This is a genomic window from Parabacteroides sp. AF19-14 (genome assembly GCF_003635485.1).
In the GTDB taxonomy this organism is placed as follows: domain Bacteria; phylum Bacteroidota; class Bacteroidia; order Bacteroidales; family Tannerellaceae; genus Parabacteroides; species Parabacteroides distasonis.
Map to the genome: position 1 here is coordinate 1 of NZ_QTMJ01000026.1, position 17387 is coordinate 17387.

Sequence of the window (17387 nt, forward strand, 5' to 3'; positions counted from 1 at the left end):
TGACTTTACCACCGTTTCCCATTGAGATACTATCGCAAACCAGACACTTCAAGGACGGAAACTCATTCCCCGAAAAGAAACTTACAATCCCGTTCGGCCGCCGGTCTCGTCCAATCCTGCGGGATCATTTGCCATTGGTTTAAAGGTTGTGGGCTAAGTACGCCCTTTTCCTTTATATATTGAATCATATAATAACGGAGGTCTTTATCGGTCGAATGAATGATACGACTCTTTAACTCGTCTTGGGGAATACCGGCCCCTTTCGTCAATAACTCACCTCCTCCATTACCTCGGTAAGAGTTGAGAGCTACTTTATACGTTTTATTCTCGTCGAAAGGCCTGTTATCCGCCATTTTCAAGATCGTAATCTTCTCACCCTCTGGTTTCGTTACGTCCACGGTGTAAATGATACCAGCTGCGGAGTCAAAGTTAAAACTGAAGTTGACGAATGAGACATAATTCTCCTGTCCTTTCTTTCTCTCTTTCAATAATAAGACATGATCGTCCGGAGATTTCATCCGGTTGGTCCACATAGCGTATGATTCCTCCAAGAAACCTTTGATCTCGGCTCCCGTCAAATTCATCGTATAAAGCATATTCTCATATTTGTAAAGACTGAACATATCGCTGATCGTGATATCCCCTTTATCTATTTTTGCGTCAAAGGATAACGGGGCGGCAAAAGAGACGTCCGCACCAGTCAACTCCAATTGTAAAGAGTGAATAAAATCAATAAAAGCGGATGGCCCAAAGTAAGCGGGACGGGTCGCAATACTCTCCGTAAAAGTTCCCACCTTCTCGGAGACAAAATCATTCACCGCTTTGTATTGCGGAGCGAATTTCTCCATAAACTCCTCGCTAGGCTCCAACTTATCCACATCCGTCAAAACACCCGATACTTGTTTGTCCAAAACCTTTCCATGCTCCATCTTTAACACGACATCAACGGAACCGACTACACGCCCATTACTTGCCGGATTTATCAGTAACACGGAATCTCCCTCGATATTCGCCACCTTACCACAATACCGGCGATGATCATGCCCCATCATAACCACATCGAAGCCCGGAATGCGCTGGGCAACCTCCATCGACGCATCCTCACGGTACTTGCCGGACATGGTACGAGCCTCATTTCCCGCATGAAAGATACCTACCACAACATCCGGTTTCTCCTTCTCCTGAATGATCTTCATCCATTTACGGGCCGTCTCTTCCATATCGGCGAAATAAAGACCTTGCCACAGAGTCTCCGGTAACCATACAGGAATGGCCGGAGTAATCATCCCCAGTACAACGATCTTCACACCATCACGCTCAAATACCTCATAGGGCTTTAAATAGTTCTCCCGGTCGGAGGTACGGATAATATTGGCACCCAAGATAGGGAAATCACATTGTTTGATCCAACGATCGAAAACGGCATGGCCAGCCTCTACATCATGGTTACCCATATTTCCCGCATTGTACCCCATATAATTCATCATGGCGGAAGCTATATGCGTAGAGACCGTATCCATGAAATTGTAATAATACGCCGAAGGTTGTCCTTGCAAGATATCGCCATTATCCAATAGCAAAAGGTTATCGCCATACGCCCGGCGTTCTTCTTGCACGAACGAATATACCCGTGCCAGACTTCCTCCCCACTCCCGCTGCTCGATAAAATTATACGGGAAGAAGTTTCCATGGATATCACTGGTTTCCACTAATTTCAACTTTACTTCCTTCGTTGTCGCCGACAGACCGAGAGCGACCAGCAGCAATAAGGCAATTGAATAAACTCGTCTCATATAAGGATTTTAGATAGATTAATGACGCAAAGATAACGAAATAACCTGTTCGCCCGGTTTCAACGGGATTTCTTTTCCATTCCAGATAAATATACCCGTAGTACCTTCCGGCAAGACCAGACGGGCGGTTCCCTCACCTCTTTCATTCAATTTATAAGCGGCGGTCACGCTTCCAAGCGGATGTGGGATCGTACCGGAAACCTCCTTCAGTTTTCCCAAAGACGGAGCGATCCGTATCTTCCTAAATCCGGGAGCATCGCTATCTATCCCCAACAAGATCCGGTAAAACTCGATATTCGGACTGGCTCCCCAAGCATGGCAATCAGAACGGGATGGCTCCGGCATCTCTGCCCATGTGGTCAATCCCAACGCCATCTGATCCCGCCATATTTGTAAGTTATCCAAGAACTGATCCCCTAAACCGGAAGCTTTCAACGCTTGATTCAAGTAATAACGGAAATATATCGTACACTGGATCAAGCTCGTATCCGCCAAGGTTTGGTTCATCACCTTTACGGCCTCCTCCCCTTTCGTAACCCCAGTCAAGATCGCCAAGGCGTTCACATGCTGGGAATAGCTGCGATGATCCTGCGTATCGGCGAATAGATTACGGGCAGCGTCCCAATATTTCGGGCGGATCGTCTTACGCATCTCGGTAGCGATCTTCCGGTAATGATCCGCCATGGCAGGGAGGCCGATCGCTTGTTCCATCTCCGCCGCAAATTCCAAGGTCATTATATACATCAAATCTTGGAGCGCCGAGTTTCCCTCTTTCTCCCGTATCGGCTCGCCATAATCAAAACCGGCCGCCCAATCCACGAAGAACCAATGAGGAACGTACGACAAACTATAATCCGGCTTCAACCATTGCTCGTACCACGACAAAACCTGACGGTAAGCGGGAAGCAAGGTCTTCATGTATGCCTCATCCCCACGGTACATCCAATAATCGTGCCCCATACAAATCCACCAGAGAGAGAACGAGGATATAAACTGATGTACGCTAGACGGATATCGGCTCATCGTAATCCCTTCCGCCACCATGGACTGCCGTCCTTGCTCTAGGGCATTCTTCACCATATAAGGGTCTGATGTATTATACATGGAAATCATTGCCTGTATGCGTGTATCCCCGAAATATTGCAGTTGCTCGTAATACGGGCAGTCCATATACGTCTCATTGGCGCACAGACGGGCGGTACGCCATCCTATCTCGAGCATACGGCCCAGCTCCTCATGTCCCGGAGCGGAGAAAGCGGTCTCGTTACGGAAAGGATAGGCGGAGAAAGTCCCATACATATCCTCGATCACCAAAGGCTCGGAAGCCGTCTTCACTTTCAACTCCACATATCTCCATGTACGCCACCACAGGGAGGTGAAGAGACGATTATCTCCCCCATCAGCCAGTATCTTATCCCCGTACCCGATAAACTGCTTATCCGTCAACTCGTCCCGATGTCCCTTGCCATTCAACGCATACGATTTAGTGGTCGATTCCTCTTCTTGCTTATAGAGGGCTTCCGAATAACCGATATGGATCTCGGCCTCCTTTCCTTTGCTGAAGGCTAAGGAGAAATAACCCGTCGTCAGGTAATCATTATCCAGAAGCAAGCGGACCTCCGTATTCGCCGGGATCGTCAAAGCTTTTGGCCAGTAAGGAAATCCTTGCGGGCATTCGATCCCTTCCGACCGGCGGAGCTTGGCCAGCCGCTCGATCCGGCTGTCCATCGGAGGTATCGGGCTAGGAACCAGCAACCGTCCCGGGTAATCTCTCGATCCTTTCGTGGCACCCTCCATACCCCGTACGGCCTTCTCCCATTTCCTGTCGTCGTAATCCGGTTGTTCCCAGCCCCAAGGATAAGCGGAGGCTTCCAGTTCCTCGCCCGGGCCAGCCACGTAATACCCCAATACCTGCCATTCGGTCCAAGGAGCATACGCCTTATTACGCAGGCAGACCCAAGTGGTATCCGTATTTACCACCGCCTCATGCCCCGTATTGCCTTGCAGGATAAAACCCGTCTGATCGTAACTGATCTGGGCAACAGGTTTCCGCTCGGCATAATTCCAGACAACGGAGGCCAGCGTATTCTTCCCTTTCCTCAGATAAGGAGCCAGATCCACCGTCTCGAAACTCCAGTTATAGATATCCCCACGGGCCGGGCCCAAGGATACCAATTTCCCGTTTACATATAATTTATAACGGTTATCGGCGGAAACATGGACGATAAACCGGGAAGGAACCACCTCCAGATCGAACGATTTACGAAAATGATAGACCCCATATACATTCGGGGCCTCACCCGGGTAGGAGATCCAACGGGCTTTCCATCGTCCCTCGAAAAGAGAAGGATCGATCTTCTCCTGATTATACCCTTTCAGGCTAATCTGGGAGGAAAGGGAGAAGGCTTGAAACACAAAAAGCAAAAGGAATAAATAGGTTTTCATACAAACACGGTATTATTTGAGATTAACGATCCGAACAAAGGTACAAAAAAAGAGAAAGCGCCAAAAGAACTTTTGCCTTTTGACGCTTTCCCTCACCATATACCGGATGCCCGGTCCTCCATTAGAAGAATATCTCCGGCTCCCTGCGCGCGCTAAAGTTCTTATGGAGCATCGCCGTGTAAGGAGTATCGAAAGTACGTGCGCCCTCGGGACACTCTTTCACGCAGGCGCAACATTTGATACATAGGTTCGGGTCGCTATACATACCCTCGTCTGCCAAGGATATCGCATGCGTAGGACACACATCCACGCAATACTCACATTGCGTACATAAATCGTTATCCGTAACAGGAGCTTGAGGAGTGGAAGGGCCTTTCACCCGATACGGGAAATTACCTTTCACCTCCAAGGTGGACAAGCATTCCACGCAGGAAACCTTCTCCAGCTCCTCGATAATCTTTTTCCCGAATTCCGTAGCCTGATTAAGATCCGACTCGTCCGGACGCCCCTCGGCAATGGGCATCCCCTTGCGGCTGAAAGAATGCTCGCCGATAAACGCTCCGGCAGCCACAGGTACGAACCCCTGCTCCGACACTAAATCACAGAGCTCTTTCAAGGCATCCTCATAATCCCGGTTCCCATACAGTACCACGGGGACTACCGGCGCATGGTGGGTAGAACGGAACATGCGAAAACGTTCCATGGCAGTCTCCGCCACACGGCCACCGTATACAGGAGCGGCTATAATCGTCAGCTCATCATCAATATACTCTTCCATATCCAGACTCTCACAAGTGACATCCGACTCGGACATCGAAGTGGCACCCATTCCTTCCGCTATCGCGTAAACGATCTTGGCGGACGTGTGTGTCGGAGAAAAATAAATTAAATGTATGTTACTATATTTCATGATTCTTATTTTAACGCACCCTCTATTTTAGTCATTAACTCAGCAAATTCCTCATCGGTATAGCCTTTGCTCGTATAAATGATCTTCCCGTCTTTTCCGACCAAATAGCCACGAGGGATCAAGTTCTTGGCGAAAGCGCCGAAAATAGCCCGGTCCTTATCGGGATACAAAGGAAAATCGAAGCCTTTTTTCTCGTTATATTTCTGTAGATCGGCATCGGAATGCTCACGCCCGATCACCAAGAGAACGAAGTCCTTGTTGTTCTTGTATTTGGGCCAGAGGGTTTGTTGGACAGCGGCCAATTCTTTTTGGCAGGGAGGACACCAAGTGGCGAAGAAATTCACGAGGATCACTTTTCCCTTTAACGAAGCGGACTGCAACTTACTCCCGTTGTCGGAAACAATCGTAAATGACGGCATGGTATCACCGACCTTCACGATATCGGAATTATCCTCCTGAGCTTTGCCTACGAAAGCCAATAACGCTAGTAAACTAGCCAATAAATACTTCTTCATAACCTTAATCATTTCTCGTTTAGGATTCAGCGACAAAGATACATTAAAATTCTCATCAAACCGCATAATTCTAAGGCTTACGAAAGTTCTACGGTGCCGTACCTACCCCTCGACAACGCCTACGGAGTTTTTTCGATGCTGTACCTACCCCTCGACAGTGCCTCCAGAGTTTTTTTGATGCCGTACCTACCCCTCGACAGCTCTTCTAAAAGTTCTAGGGGGTTAGATGTTAAAAAAAACGTACGTGAAACCCGGAGATGTCACGTACGCTGATATCATGCAAACCCGGAGAAAGATTTACCGCAGACTTTGCGCTAAGTCATAACCGGCTTTCAACGCCTTTAGGTTCATATTAACTATATCCTCGCCCTTACGACCGAATATCTGACGGATTCCCGCCTCGATCTTATCATACTCGATCCCGATAAATGGGGCAGCTGCACCCAACATCACGATATTGGCGGCACGGACAGAACCCGCTTCCTTGGCGATCTCCTCCACGTCCAATACGACCTTGTGAGGGAGCTTGTCCAACTCGGCGTTCACTTTCTCGATCTCCGGATAGTTCGGGATGTTCACGAACGGACGGGAGTTCGTCACCAGCCAACCCTCTTTCTTCAGGTAAGGCAGATAACGCAAGCTCTCCATCGGTTCCAAAGAGATGATCAAATCGGCGTGGCCCTTCGGGATCAAGTCCGAGGCGATCGGCTCGTCGGAAAGACGCAGGTTAGACTGCACGTCTCCCCCCCGTTGACTCATACCGTGTACTTCCGCTTGCTTCATATACAGACCTTCTTTTAAGGCAGCTTCTCCAATAACGGCGGCGATAGAAAGGATACCCTGTCCTCCTACGCCTGATAGTATAATATCTGTTTTCATTTCTTGCTTGCTTTTTTCTTTCTGGTTAATGTCTGGATACACTCACGGCGAGGGATCAATACGGATACGCCCTTGTACTCGATTTCCTCACGGATGATAGACTTCATCTCCTCGAAGTTCTTTTTTAAAGGAACCATCACACGGATGTGAGCCGGGTCCACACCGATACCGGCGCAGATAGATTCCAGACGTCCCGTTCCGGCGGAATCCTGCCCTCCGGTCATGGCCGTTGTCTCATTATCGGAGATAACGATGGTGATATTCGTGTTCTCGTTCACGCAATCCAGCAAACCAGTCATACCGGAATGGGTAAACGTAGAATCGCCGATCACGGAGATAGCCGGGAATACACCCGCGTCGGAAGCACCCTTCGCCATCGTGATAGAGGCCCCCATATCGATACAAGAATCGATCGCACGGAAAGGAGGCAAAGCTCCCAAGGTATAACAGCCGATATCGCCAAACACCTTAGCCGTACCGTTATACTCGGCGATCACCTCGTTCAAGGCCTCATACATATCCCGGTGTCCACAACCTTGGCACAATGCGGGCGGACGTTGCTCAACCACCTCGGGGATCGCATAATAGCTCTGGATCTCCTTACCCAAGGCTTTGCCTACCGCATCTGGCGTAAGCTCGCCGTCACGCTGAAGCGTACCGTCCAGACGGCCATGAACCGTCACGCCCTTCCCCAAGAAACCCTTCAATTGCTCCTCGACAACCGGATACCCCTCTTCCAGCACCAAGATCTCCTTACACTCGCCAACGATCTTCTCCACTTGCTTTCTCGGAAGCGGATACTGGGAGATCTTCAATACGGGATGCTCGAAACCGTCCGGATAATTCTCGGAAAGATAATTGAAAGCGATACCCGTCGTGATGATACCCAAGTCTTTATTCGGGGCATCGAAATACTTATTATATGCGGAATTCTCGGAAGCTTCCGTGAAAGCCTCTTGAGACGCCAGCAAACTCTTGAAACGTTTACGGGCCAATGCCGGGAGTAAGATAAAACGTTGGCGACCGTCTTCCGGACAATTCATCCGGTTCTCCGGCTTCAACGGGCTGGTTACGACACCGGCACGAGAATGCGCCATACGGGTCGTTACACGCAGCAAGATAGGATACCCTAATTTCTCGGATAACTCGAATCCATGATATACCATATCATAAGCCTCTTGCTGGCTGGATGGCTCAAACATCGGGATCATGGCGAAATTGCCATAAACACGGTTGTCTTGCTCATTCTGGGAAGAGTGCATGGATGGGTCGTCGGCCGTAAGGATGATCATACCTCCGTTGATACCGCTCATAGCGGCGTTCATAAAGCAATCGGCGGCTACATTCAAACCCACGTGCTTCATGCAGCAAAGCGCACGTTTACCGGCATAGCACATACCCAAAGCGGCTTCCATGGCGGTTTTCTCATTTGCGCTCCAGCGACAATGGATACCTCTTTCCTTCGTTACCGGAGAACCTTGGATATATTCTGTGATTTCAGTAGAAGGGGTTCCCGGGTATGCGTACACCCCGGAGATTCCAGCGTCTATAGCGGCTTGCGCTATGGCCTCGTCCCCCAAAAATAAATGTTTTTCCATGTGTATCTGTTTTCTTAATATTGACTATTCACACTATTTAGCTGCCAAAGGTAATGAAAAATGTTCAATTTAGAATGAGAGACTTATGATTTATACTAGATCCATTACCGTATCCGGCGCCTATTCAACTCCGCCCGATACCGGTTGGCATTGCGGTTATGCTCCGCCAACGTCACGGCGAAATTATGCCGTCCCGAGAAATCCTCCTTAGCGCACATGTATAAGTATTTATGTTTCGTATGATTCAATACGCTATTCAAGCCCTTGATAGTAGGAATCCGTAGAGGACCAGGAGGTAGGCCCGCATATTTATAGGTATTATAGGGAGAATCTATTTCCAAATGCTCAAATAAGATACGTCGCAAAGAAAAATCCCCCACCGCGAACTTTACGGTAGGGTCTGCCTGTAAAGGAATACCAGCATGAAGGCGGTTGATATAAAGGCCCGCCACGATTGGATATTCGTCCGATGCCGCCGTCTCCTCTTCTACGATAGAAGCCAAGATAGATACCTCGACTGGAGTAAGCCCGATCTCCTCTGCCTTTTTCAATCGTTCCGGTGTCCAGAAAGCGTCATATTCACGCTTCATGCGACGTATAAATTTATCCGCGGATATATTCCAATAAATCTCATAGGTATTAGGAATGAAGAGGGCATTGATCGTTTCCGGGGTAAAACCTAAAGAGTCGCAATACACAGAATCATTCAATAAACACAGGAGATTTTCCTTCCCGAACATCAATTGATCACTTATACGTTCCGCCAAATCTTCCTTGAAACGGACATTATTAAAAGTAACCCGGGCCGCTACTTGATGTCCTCTCCGCAAGTCATTCAATAAGGTTAAATTACTCATGCCGGGCTTCACGGCGTATCGACCGGTACGCATGGACGCAGGATACTTCAACAATCCACTCAATTGCTTAAAGCTACCGATACGGAGACAGTTCGCCGAATCCCTCAACTGCCGGCAAAGATCATCAAAATCCTTTTTATCATCTATATAGACATAGACCGTCTTATCCGGCTTAAAATTCGGAGCCCAAGCCAAACGGTACACCCAAAAGCCTCCACCGCCTATCAAAACAACGAGAATCGCTATCAAGGCGATAATTATCGGGCGCCTCGATAAAATTTGTTTGTTCAAATCCATGAATAATCTATTGAATATCAGAATAAGGCACAAAAGTAGTATCTTTTTTCGAAAAAAATGATGTGCAAAGCCTTGTTTATTTAAAATTATAGTTCTACCTTTGCATCGCAATTCTAAGGAAGAAGCACAGAACACACAAGGAAGTGTGGGTGAGTGGCTGAAACCACCAGTTTGCTAAACTGACGTACTCGTTAGGGTACCGGGGGTTCGAATCCCCCCGCTTCCGCAAAGAGCCAACTAATAAATTTATTAGTTGGTTTTTTTGTTTTTAAGCCAACCGAATTAAAGTGTTTCATATATTTGTCATATTTGAACTTATCGTAAGTCGATCTGTTATTAAAAGGAGATAATTAAATATATACATTATGACAATTGCTTTTATCCGAACATATAACAATAAGCAAAACTCCGAGGTCCAAGAAGCTGTGATCCGGGAATTTGCAGAATCTCAGAAGATAGAGATCGGGAAGTGGGCTAAAGAGGTGGGAAATAGTCCTCGTGCGAACCGCAGACTGGAAAGTATTGTCAAATCTTTAAGTCCCGGGGATGAGATACTTGTGTCCGATATATCCCGTGTGAGCCGTAAGATGATCGAGATCATCCATATCATTTTGCTTTGTATAGAGCGAAAGGTAACGCTCCGTAGCGTAAGCGACGGATATGTGTTCGAGGATAATATCGACAGTAAGACTTTGGCCTTTACCTTCGGTCTGGTCTCTGAGATCGAGCGAAAGCTGGTCTCTATCCGTACGAAGGAAGCCCTTGCCTTGATCAGAAGTAAAGGTGTGGTGCTGGGCCGTCCGAAAGGTAGTCAACAAATGGGACGCTTGGAGCCTTATAAGGAACAAATCGAGAAAGACTTGAAAGATCCGAGCTTGACTTACGCCCAGATAGCGGAGAAATACAATGTATCGCTAAGTAGCTTCAAACGCTTTCTGAAAGAGTATCTTCCCGATAAGAAAAAGAAGAAGAAGAAATAATGATTCAATGTGCCAATATGCCAATGAAATACCAGAAGTGGATAATTCAGATATTAGCATATTCGCATATTGGCACATTGAATCATTATTATTTCTCTATACGGATACGGGCGTCTACAGCGAACAAGCCTCTATCCGTAGCCACCAACGGATTTATATCCATTTCCTTTATCTCGCTGGCAAAACGCAATAAGGTAGAGAGGCGAACGATAATGTCCGCATATTGTTGCTCGTCGATGCCCTTTTGCCCACGCGTACCTTTAATGATCGGATACCCTCTCAAAGAACGAATCATTGAATAAGTCTCATCATATGATAACGGTGCCAAACCATAAGACACATCCTTCAATACCTCCACGAAGATTCCACCCAACCCGCAAAGTACCACATGGCCGAAACGATCCTCATATTTAGCTCCCAAGAATAATTCCTGTCCTTTCAACATCGGTTGTACCATGATGCCCGTAACACCCGGCAGACGCATCATACGTTCATACTCGAACAATAAATGCTCTTCTCCACGGATATTCAAGGCCACACCACCGATATCGCTCTTATGCACAGGCCCCACAACCTTGGCTACCACCGGATATTTCACCCTCTTGGCAAAAGCCAGCAACGCATCCCTATCATCCGAAGCATATTCCTCCACTAACGGGATATTAGCGGCACGCAACAATGTACGCACTTCCTCCGGATTTAAATAACCGCTACCCGGCAACCGGTCTATGATACGACGAACTTCCGGTACATCCACGCCATATAGCTGGATATCCGTGCTCATCGGTTTCGGCGTATTGATCACCCGTGAAAGGGCGGTACCCAATGTCACCTCGTCCGAGAAGTTCACATGGCCTTTCTTGACAAAGCTCTTCACCTCCGGTCCGGCCGTTACGATAGACGGTAATATCGGGAAGATCGGCTTCTTGCACTCTTCCATCTTTTTATGAAGTACCTCGTAGGTATCATAAAGTTTTACCAAACCGGGACTACCGAAGATGACCATCATCAAATCCACATTATCGAAACGATTCTCACAGAAATCGATGGCTGTAGCCAGATGTTCCGGTGTCCCCGTACCGATAATATCAATCGGATTACCGACAGCGGCACCCGGATACAGTTTGGATTTCAACTCATCAGCGATAGGGCCTTCCAAACTAGGAACATTCAAACGCCCCTTGGATAAAGCGTCCGCCAGCATTACCGCAGGCCCTCCGGCATGTGTCACGATCGCACAATTCTTCCCTTTCACGTCTTTCAAGGTAAAGATACTCGCCACGGTAGTCAATTCCTCACGGCTAAAACAACGCACGATACCCGCCTTACGGAACAAAGCCTCCACGGCAGAGTCCGAACTAGCGATAGCGCCCGTATGCGAAGAGGCAGCTCGCTTTCCCGACTCCGTACTTCCCGCCTTGATAGCGGCGATCTTGCATCCCTTACGTATCAAGGAAGACGCATGATACAACAATTTATCCGGTTGCTTGATTTGCTCGATATACAACATCTTGATCTTGGAATCCAATACCGGATCAAAGTTCCGATCCATATATTCAAGGATATCCTCTACTCCATTCTGCTTGGAGTTCCCAACCGACCAAACAGAAGAGAAACGCAGCCCTTTTGTCAGCGCCGACTCGATAATGAACAAGGCCGTACCGCCGGAGCTAGAGATGAAATCCACGCCATCGGGATGGAATTCCGGTATCGGTTGCGTAAACACGCCATGATAATTCATATTCATCAACCCTATACAGTTCGGGCCGATCAAGGAGGCTCCCGCCTCATTCACGACATCCAGCATCTGTTGTTCCAAGATACCGCCCTCGTGTGTCTCCTCGCCGAAGCCGGCCGAGATCACGATAAAAGCTTTTACCCCCTTTTGCCGGGCCAGCACTTCCATCACCTCGGGGCACGATTTACTCGGAATCGAGATGATCGCCAACTCCGTCTCCGGGATATCATGTACAGAAGGATAAGACTTGACGCCTTGCACGTCTGTCTCCTTGGCGTTTACCACACATAATTCTCCTTTATATTTTCCATCCAACAGGTTTCGCACGATACGACCGCCCGGTTTATGTACGTTGTTGGAACCTCCCACCACTACGATGCTTTGAGGATTAATCAATTCTCGGTTAATCATAACATTTTGATTAGTTAGATTCAATGAATGGGAGCAAATATAGTTTTTTTCTCCATTTATTCATTAAAACCCGGGGTATTTATTTACACTTTGCACTCTCTGTCTGCAACCAGTCACACCATGCATCCATCCCGTCTCCTTTCGTGGCGGACACCTCGAATATCTGGAGATGGTGATTTACCTTCAAGGCGTTTTCCCGAAGCACTTCCACTTTTGTATTCAGATAAGGAGCCAGATCAATCTTGTTGATTACGCAGATATCTGCCTCCTGAAAGATATGTGGGTATTTCAACGGTTTATCATCTCCCTCCGTCGTACTCACGATAACGACTTTCTTGGACTCTCCGAGATCGAACATGGCCGGACAGACCAGATTGCCGACATTCTCTATAAAAAGGATCGCTCCCTCCTTCGGATTCAGATGCTTAACGGCATGATTGACCATGTCGGCTTCCAAATGACAGCCGGTACCGGTATTTACCTGAAACACGGGAATCTCCAACGCCGCTATACGGTCGGCATCGTTTGAGGTTTGTTGATCGCCTTCTATCACATAGATCGGTCGCTTCGCTTTCAAACGGCGGATCGTCTCTTCCAGCAAGGTTGTCTTACCGGATCCGGGCGAACTCATCAAGTTCAGGCAGAACAGGTTCTTAGCCTCGAAATATCCCCGGTTTCGCTCCGCCAATAAGTTGTTACGTTGAAGTATATCTTGTTCCAGATTGATTACGATCCCTTCATCAGGATGGTGATGATGTTCATGGCCATGAGAATGCTCATGCGTATGATCGTGATGGTGATGATGCTCTCCGCATCCGCAAGTTCCGCACATAGTATTTAAGTTTTTATTTCATTAATATATCATTCCTTTTTAATAACAATCGACTTCACCCGAAGTTCCTTCCCTTTAAGGATTTTAACTAAATAGGAGCCACAATGGGGACAAGGGGAAAACAAGGCGTTCATTGGGAAAATGGTCTCACAGTCGCTACACTGTCCTTCCCCCTCAATATAATGACGGATAATCCGGGCCTTTTCCAGCTTGCTACCTTTTATGGCGCTATCCAATGCGAACGCTAAGGTTTGGATCTCTACGCCGGACAAATGTCCTATCTCTAACTCCAACTCTTCGACCACCGAGGCTCCCCGGTTATCCGCTTGTTCCTCGACCAGCTCCACGATACTACGGGCTATAGACAACTCATGCATATCTGATCTCTTTTAAAAGGGAGTCACCGAGGCGATCGTTAATTGCCCCACGGCTATCCCCCCATCGTTACAAGGTATACGAGACGGAATATAGACGGGGACCCCAGCCATGATGAACTGTCTCCTCATCGACTCCGTCAATAATTTATTCTGGAAACATCCTCCCGAGATAACCACTTGTGTCGCTTTCGTCCGTTTAATCAACAAGCGGGCTTTCTGCACAAACAAGGAAGCCAATGTCGTATGGAAACGGGCGGATATCAAGCTCACCGGGACCTCGTTCGTCTTATCATGCAATAATGCCTCAAACAAAGAATAAAAAGAGATTTCCTCTCCCTCCGCCGAGACTGGATACGCATAAGCGTTCCTCTCTCCCATCGCCGCCTGCTCCAATAAGACCGGAGCCTCCGCTTGGTGGCTGGAGACATCGCAAATCCCCAATAAAGAAGCTACCGCATCAAACAGCCGGCCAGCGCTGGATGTATAGGGTGTATTCACACCTTTCTCCATCATTCGTTCAAGCATAGCGATCCTTTCCGTGCCTATGCGTTCCACGAAATCGGCCGGATAAGGAATACCCGACGGTTCGTCCTTGAAATAATGCCACAAATAGGCGACAACCATTCGCCATGGCTCCTCAGCCGCCTTGTCGCCTCCCGGTAACGGGACATACTCAAAATGGGAAAGGCGACGGTATTTCGCTCGGTCACAAAAGAAGAACTCGCCTCCCCAAACCTTACCATCATCACCCAGACCTGTCCCATCCATCACGATAGCGAGAACCGGCTCATTCAATCCATGCTCCAACATACAAGCAGCGGCATGGGCATGATGATGTTGTACCTTTAATAAAGGTAAGGAAAGAGATTTCGAGATACGTTCCGCCTCTTGGCTGGAAAGATAATCCGGATGCAGGTCACAAACCAATCGCTGGGGATTGAAACGAAACAAATGACGAAACCGCTCCATAGATTCCGTATAGAACCGGAAAGTCTCCCAGTTCTTTAAGTCGCCAATATATTGACTTTGCAGGATCGTCTCTCCTTTCCCCAAAGCGAACGTGTTCACTTTCTCCGCACCGAAAGCCATGATCCCCTCCACATTTGTATCCGTGAAAAAGGGTTCCGGCACATAGCCCCGGGAACGACGGATCAAGCAAGGTTGTCCTCCGCAGACCTGCAATACAGAATCATCTACCCGGTTATGGATCGGGCGATTATGATGCAAGAGGATCGCTACCTTTCCCGCTAATTGCGCCTCCGCATCCTCCGGGGTGATCGCTATCGGCAAATCGCTTAGATTCCCGCTGGTCATTACCAACGCAGGTATCCCTGTACGAGCAAACCAATCGTAATGAATCGGCATATAAGACAACATACATCCTAGCGTATGCATGCCCGGATTGATTCCGGAAGCTAACCGGCTCCGTTGCCTCAGCAGTACGATCGGACGGCGCCAAGAAACTAAGCATCGCTCCTCCATCGGCTCCGTTACTGTATAGACTTGCAGATGTTCCAGATCACGGAACATAACAGCGAATGGTTTGGTATCCCGCTGCTTTATCTCTCGCAGACGGGCAACCGCTCTCTCGTTCGAGGCATCACAAATCAAATGATAGCCTCCGATTCCTTTAGCCGCAATAACCTCTCCACCAAGCAATAGACGAGAGGTAAGTTTCAATAAGGTCTCATAATCGATATAAGTCTCCTCGTTATAAGTCGCGTAATAAGTCGGGCCACAATGATTGCAAGCGACCGGTTGGGCATGGAAACGGCGATCGATAACATTCGTATATTCTTTCTCACAATCGGGACACATAAGGAAACCGCCCATCGTTGTCTGCGAACGGTCGTAAGGAAGGTCCCGGATAATAGAGAAACGAGGGCCACAATGCGTACAATTAATAAAAGGATATCCGATTCGATGGGGTTGCGTAGTCCGGTCTCGCATACAATCCGCACAAACAGCGATATCCGGGGAGACCTGCGTGATCTCATCCGATTCTGAATGGCTGGGCGTAATCGTAAAATCGTCAAAATCATCTTCATCCATTTCCGTAGATGTATAGGAGATCCGATGGATATAAGCGACACGAGGATGCTCGGTCCGTATACGACTTATCAGCAAATCCCGATCATCCGGAGTAGCGGCAACCAATATACGTACTCCATTATTCATATTCTCCACACAACCTTTCATCCCCAGATCTTTAGCGATCCGGTAGATAAAAGGGCGAAAACCAACCCCTTGAACCAAGCCTTGAATAATCAACGCATATACTTTATTCTTCGCCATAGCACAAATATAGGAATAAATGTCTAATCAGACACGAATCGACTATCGTATTTACTAAAGAGATATTATCTATCATCTTATAAATAATATTTATCAATTTTATCTTTCCCTCTTAAACATATTAAGTATCTTTGAGGTTATTAAATAAATTGAAACGATATGTGTTTAGCGGTACCCGGAAAGATTATCTCAATCGATCGAAGCATCCCCGAAATGACCATGGCTAAAGTTGATTTCGGAGGCATCCTAAAGAATATATGTATTGAATGGGTGGATGTGAAACAGGGGGATTATATCCTCGCTCACGCAGGGATCGCTATATCTGTTGTAGATGAGAAAGAAGCGGAGGAAACACTGAAAGACCTTAAAGAATTACAAAAGTGCGTTTCGTAGACGAATATAGAAGCAACGAGAAGGTACAAACTCTTCTGGAGGCCATCCGCAAAAAGGTGACACGACCTTGGTATATCATGGAGATTTGTGGCGGGCAAACACATGCTATCGCCCGTTATCGGCTGGAAGAGATGTTGCCGCCGGATATTCAACTGCTCCATGGGCCGGGCTGCCCGGTCTGTGTAACACCGGTCGAGACAATCGACTACGCCTTGAAGTTGGCGACACAGCCGAATGTGATCTTAGCCTCTTTCGGGGATATGATGCGAGTTCCGGGAAGTAAGGAGGATTTATTGAGCGTAAAAGCGAGAGGAGCGGATATCCGTATGCTATATACGCCCTTGGATGCCCTATCACTGGCCGAGGAGAACCCGGATAAGGAAATCGTATTCTTCGCGATTGGTTTTGAGACAACCGCACCTGTCCACCTCATGGCTTTGAAAGAGGCCATACGCCGAGGACTTCCGAACTTTTCCATATTGACTTCCCTATTCACGGTACCACCCGCTATCGAGGCTATCTTATCCGATCCGGAAAGTAAAGTAGACGGTTTCCTGACAGCCGGACATGTCTGCGTCATCACAGGCAACAGGGCCTATCACCGATTAACCGCCCGATATAAAATCCCGATGGTCGTCACCGGATTCGAGCCGGTAGATCTATTATATGGTATCTACCGCTGTGTCTCCCAGTTGGAAGCCGGAAGTTATGAGGTAGAGAACGCTTACAAACGGGCCGTCCCCGAACAAGGGAATGCCGCCGCCCGCCAACTTATGGACGAGATGCTGGAACCTTGCGACCAAGACTGGCGGGGCATCGGAATCATCCCCTCCAGCGGGCTTCAACTTCGGTCCGAATATAAAAGATATTCCTCCCGAATGAGATTTCAATTGTGTCCGGAAGAAAACCAGATCGCATCCGAATGCATCGCCGGTCTGATTATGAGAGGTTTGAGACAACCCTCGGACTGTCCCCATTTCGGGAAGGCCTGCCATCCCACCCATCCGCTGGGAGCCCCGATGGTCTCCTCGGAAGGGGTTTGTGCCGCTTATTATAGATATAAATAG

Annotated in this window: 14 protein-coding genes and 1 tRNA gene; 4 read left to right on the forward strand and 11 right to left on the reverse strand. The window is 47.9% G+C overall.

Annotated elements, in window-relative coordinates; genetic code table 11:
* Positions 1–62: 62 nt before the first annotated feature.
* The 7 genes from DWX33_RS19185 to mltG all read right to left on the reverse strand — a co-directional run bounded on the left by DWX33_RS19185 (position 63) and on the right by mltG (position 9294).
* A complete protein-coding gene (locus DWX33_RS19185; RefSeq protein ID WP_122380883.1) occupies positions 63–1793 on the reverse strand; it encodes a bifunctional UDP-sugar hydrolase/5'-nucleotidase in 1731 nt (576 codons plus the stop codon).
* A gap of 18 nt (positions 1794–1811) precedes the next feature.
* Positions 1812–4238, reverse strand: coding sequence for an alpha-L-rhamnosidase N-terminal domain-containing protein (locus DWX33_RS19190; RefSeq protein WP_122380884.1), 2427 nt, complete (start codon positions 4236–4238; stop codon positions 1812–1814).
* Between the two features lie 121 nt (positions 4239–4359).
* On the reverse strand, positions 4360–5148 hold the full coding sequence (locus DWX33_RS19195; RefSeq protein WP_122380885.1) for a 4Fe-4S binding protein: 789 nt from the start codon (positions 5146–5148) through the stop codon (positions 4360–4362).
* A gap of 5 nt (positions 5149–5153) precedes the next feature.
* On the reverse strand, positions 5154–5663 hold the full coding sequence (locus tag DWX33_RS19200; RefSeq protein ID WP_008778142.1) for a TlpA disulfide reductase family protein: 510 nt from the start codon (positions 5661–5663) through the stop codon (positions 5154–5156).
* A gap of 297 nt (positions 5664–5960) precedes the next feature.
* The gene (locus tag DWX33_RS19205) at positions 5961–6542 is read right to left on the reverse strand and encodes an indolepyruvate oxidoreductase subunit beta (RefSeq protein ID WP_034531934.1); all 582 of its coding nucleotides are present in this window, start codon (positions 6540–6542) and stop codon (positions 5961–5963) included.
* Positions 6539–8140, reverse strand: a complete 1602-nt coding sequence (locus DWX33_RS19210; protein ID WP_122380886.1) for a thiamine pyrophosphate-dependent enzyme — start codon at positions 8138–8140, stop codon at positions 6539–6541. Before DWX33_RS19210 ends, DWX33_RS19205 begins: the two co-directional genes overlap by 4 nt.
* Positions 8141–8244: 104 nt before the next feature.
* Positions 8245–9294, reverse strand: a complete 1050-nt coding sequence (gene mltG / locus DWX33_RS19215) for an endolytic transglycosylase MltG (protein WP_122380887.1) — start codon at positions 9292–9294, stop codon at positions 8245–8247.
* A gap of 139 nt (positions 9295–9433) precedes the next feature.
* Between mltG and DWX33_RS19220 the strand changes: the two genes are divergently transcribed.
* Positions 9434–9520: transfer RNA gene (locus DWX33_RS19220), tRNA-Ser, on the forward strand.
* A gap of 139 nt (positions 9521–9659) precedes the next feature.
* The gene (locus tag DWX33_RS19225; protein WP_008773311.1) at positions 9660–10274 is read left to right on the forward strand and encodes a recombinase family protein; all 615 of its coding nucleotides are present in this window, start codon (positions 9660–9662) and stop codon (positions 10272–10274) included.
* 88 nt (positions 10275–10362) lie between these two features.
* Here DWX33_RS19225 and DWX33_RS19230 read toward each other — a convergent pair whose 3' ends face one another.
* The 4 genes from DWX33_RS19230 to hypF form a co-directional block, all read right to left on the reverse strand.
* Positions 10363–12423, reverse strand: coding sequence for an acetate--CoA ligase family protein (locus DWX33_RS19230; RefSeq protein ID WP_122380888.1), 2061 nt, complete (start codon positions 12421–12423; stop codon positions 10363–10365).
* Positions 12424–12502: 79 nt separating this feature from the next.
* Positions 12503–13255 carry a hydrogenase nickel incorporation protein HypB gene (gene hypB / locus DWX33_RS19235; protein ID WP_005865052.1) on the reverse strand — a complete coding sequence of 251 codons (753 nt, stop codon included), beginning with the start codon at positions 13253–13255 and terminating at the stop codon, positions 12503–12505.
* A gap of 29 nt (positions 13256–13284) precedes the next feature.
* Positions 13285–13632: a hydrogenase maturation nickel metallochaperone HypA gene (hypA, locus tag DWX33_RS19240; RefSeq protein WP_048928657.1), complete on the reverse strand. Its 348-nt coding sequence runs from the start codon at positions 13630–13632 to the stop codon at positions 13285–13287.
* Positions 13633–13644: 12 nt separating this feature from the next.
* Positions 13645–15927, reverse strand: coding sequence for a carbamoyltransferase HypF (gene hypF / locus DWX33_RS19245; RefSeq protein ID WP_122380889.1), 2283 nt, complete (start codon positions 15925–15927; stop codon positions 13645–13647).
* 159 nt (positions 15928–16086) lie between these two features.
* Here hypF and DWX33_RS19250 point away from each other — a divergent pair, with 159 nt between their 5' ends.
* A complete protein-coding gene (locus tag DWX33_RS19250; RefSeq protein ID WP_005865048.1) occupies positions 16087–16320 on the forward strand; it encodes a HypC/HybG/HupF family hydrogenase formation chaperone in 234 nt (77 codons plus the stop codon).
* Positions 16308–17387 carry a hydrogenase formation protein HypD gene (gene hypD / locus DWX33_RS19255; protein ID WP_122380890.1) on the forward strand — a complete coding sequence of 360 codons (1080 nt, stop codon included), beginning with the start codon at positions 16308–16310 and terminating at the stop codon, positions 17385–17387. Before DWX33_RS19250 ends, hypD begins: the two co-directional genes overlap by 13 nt.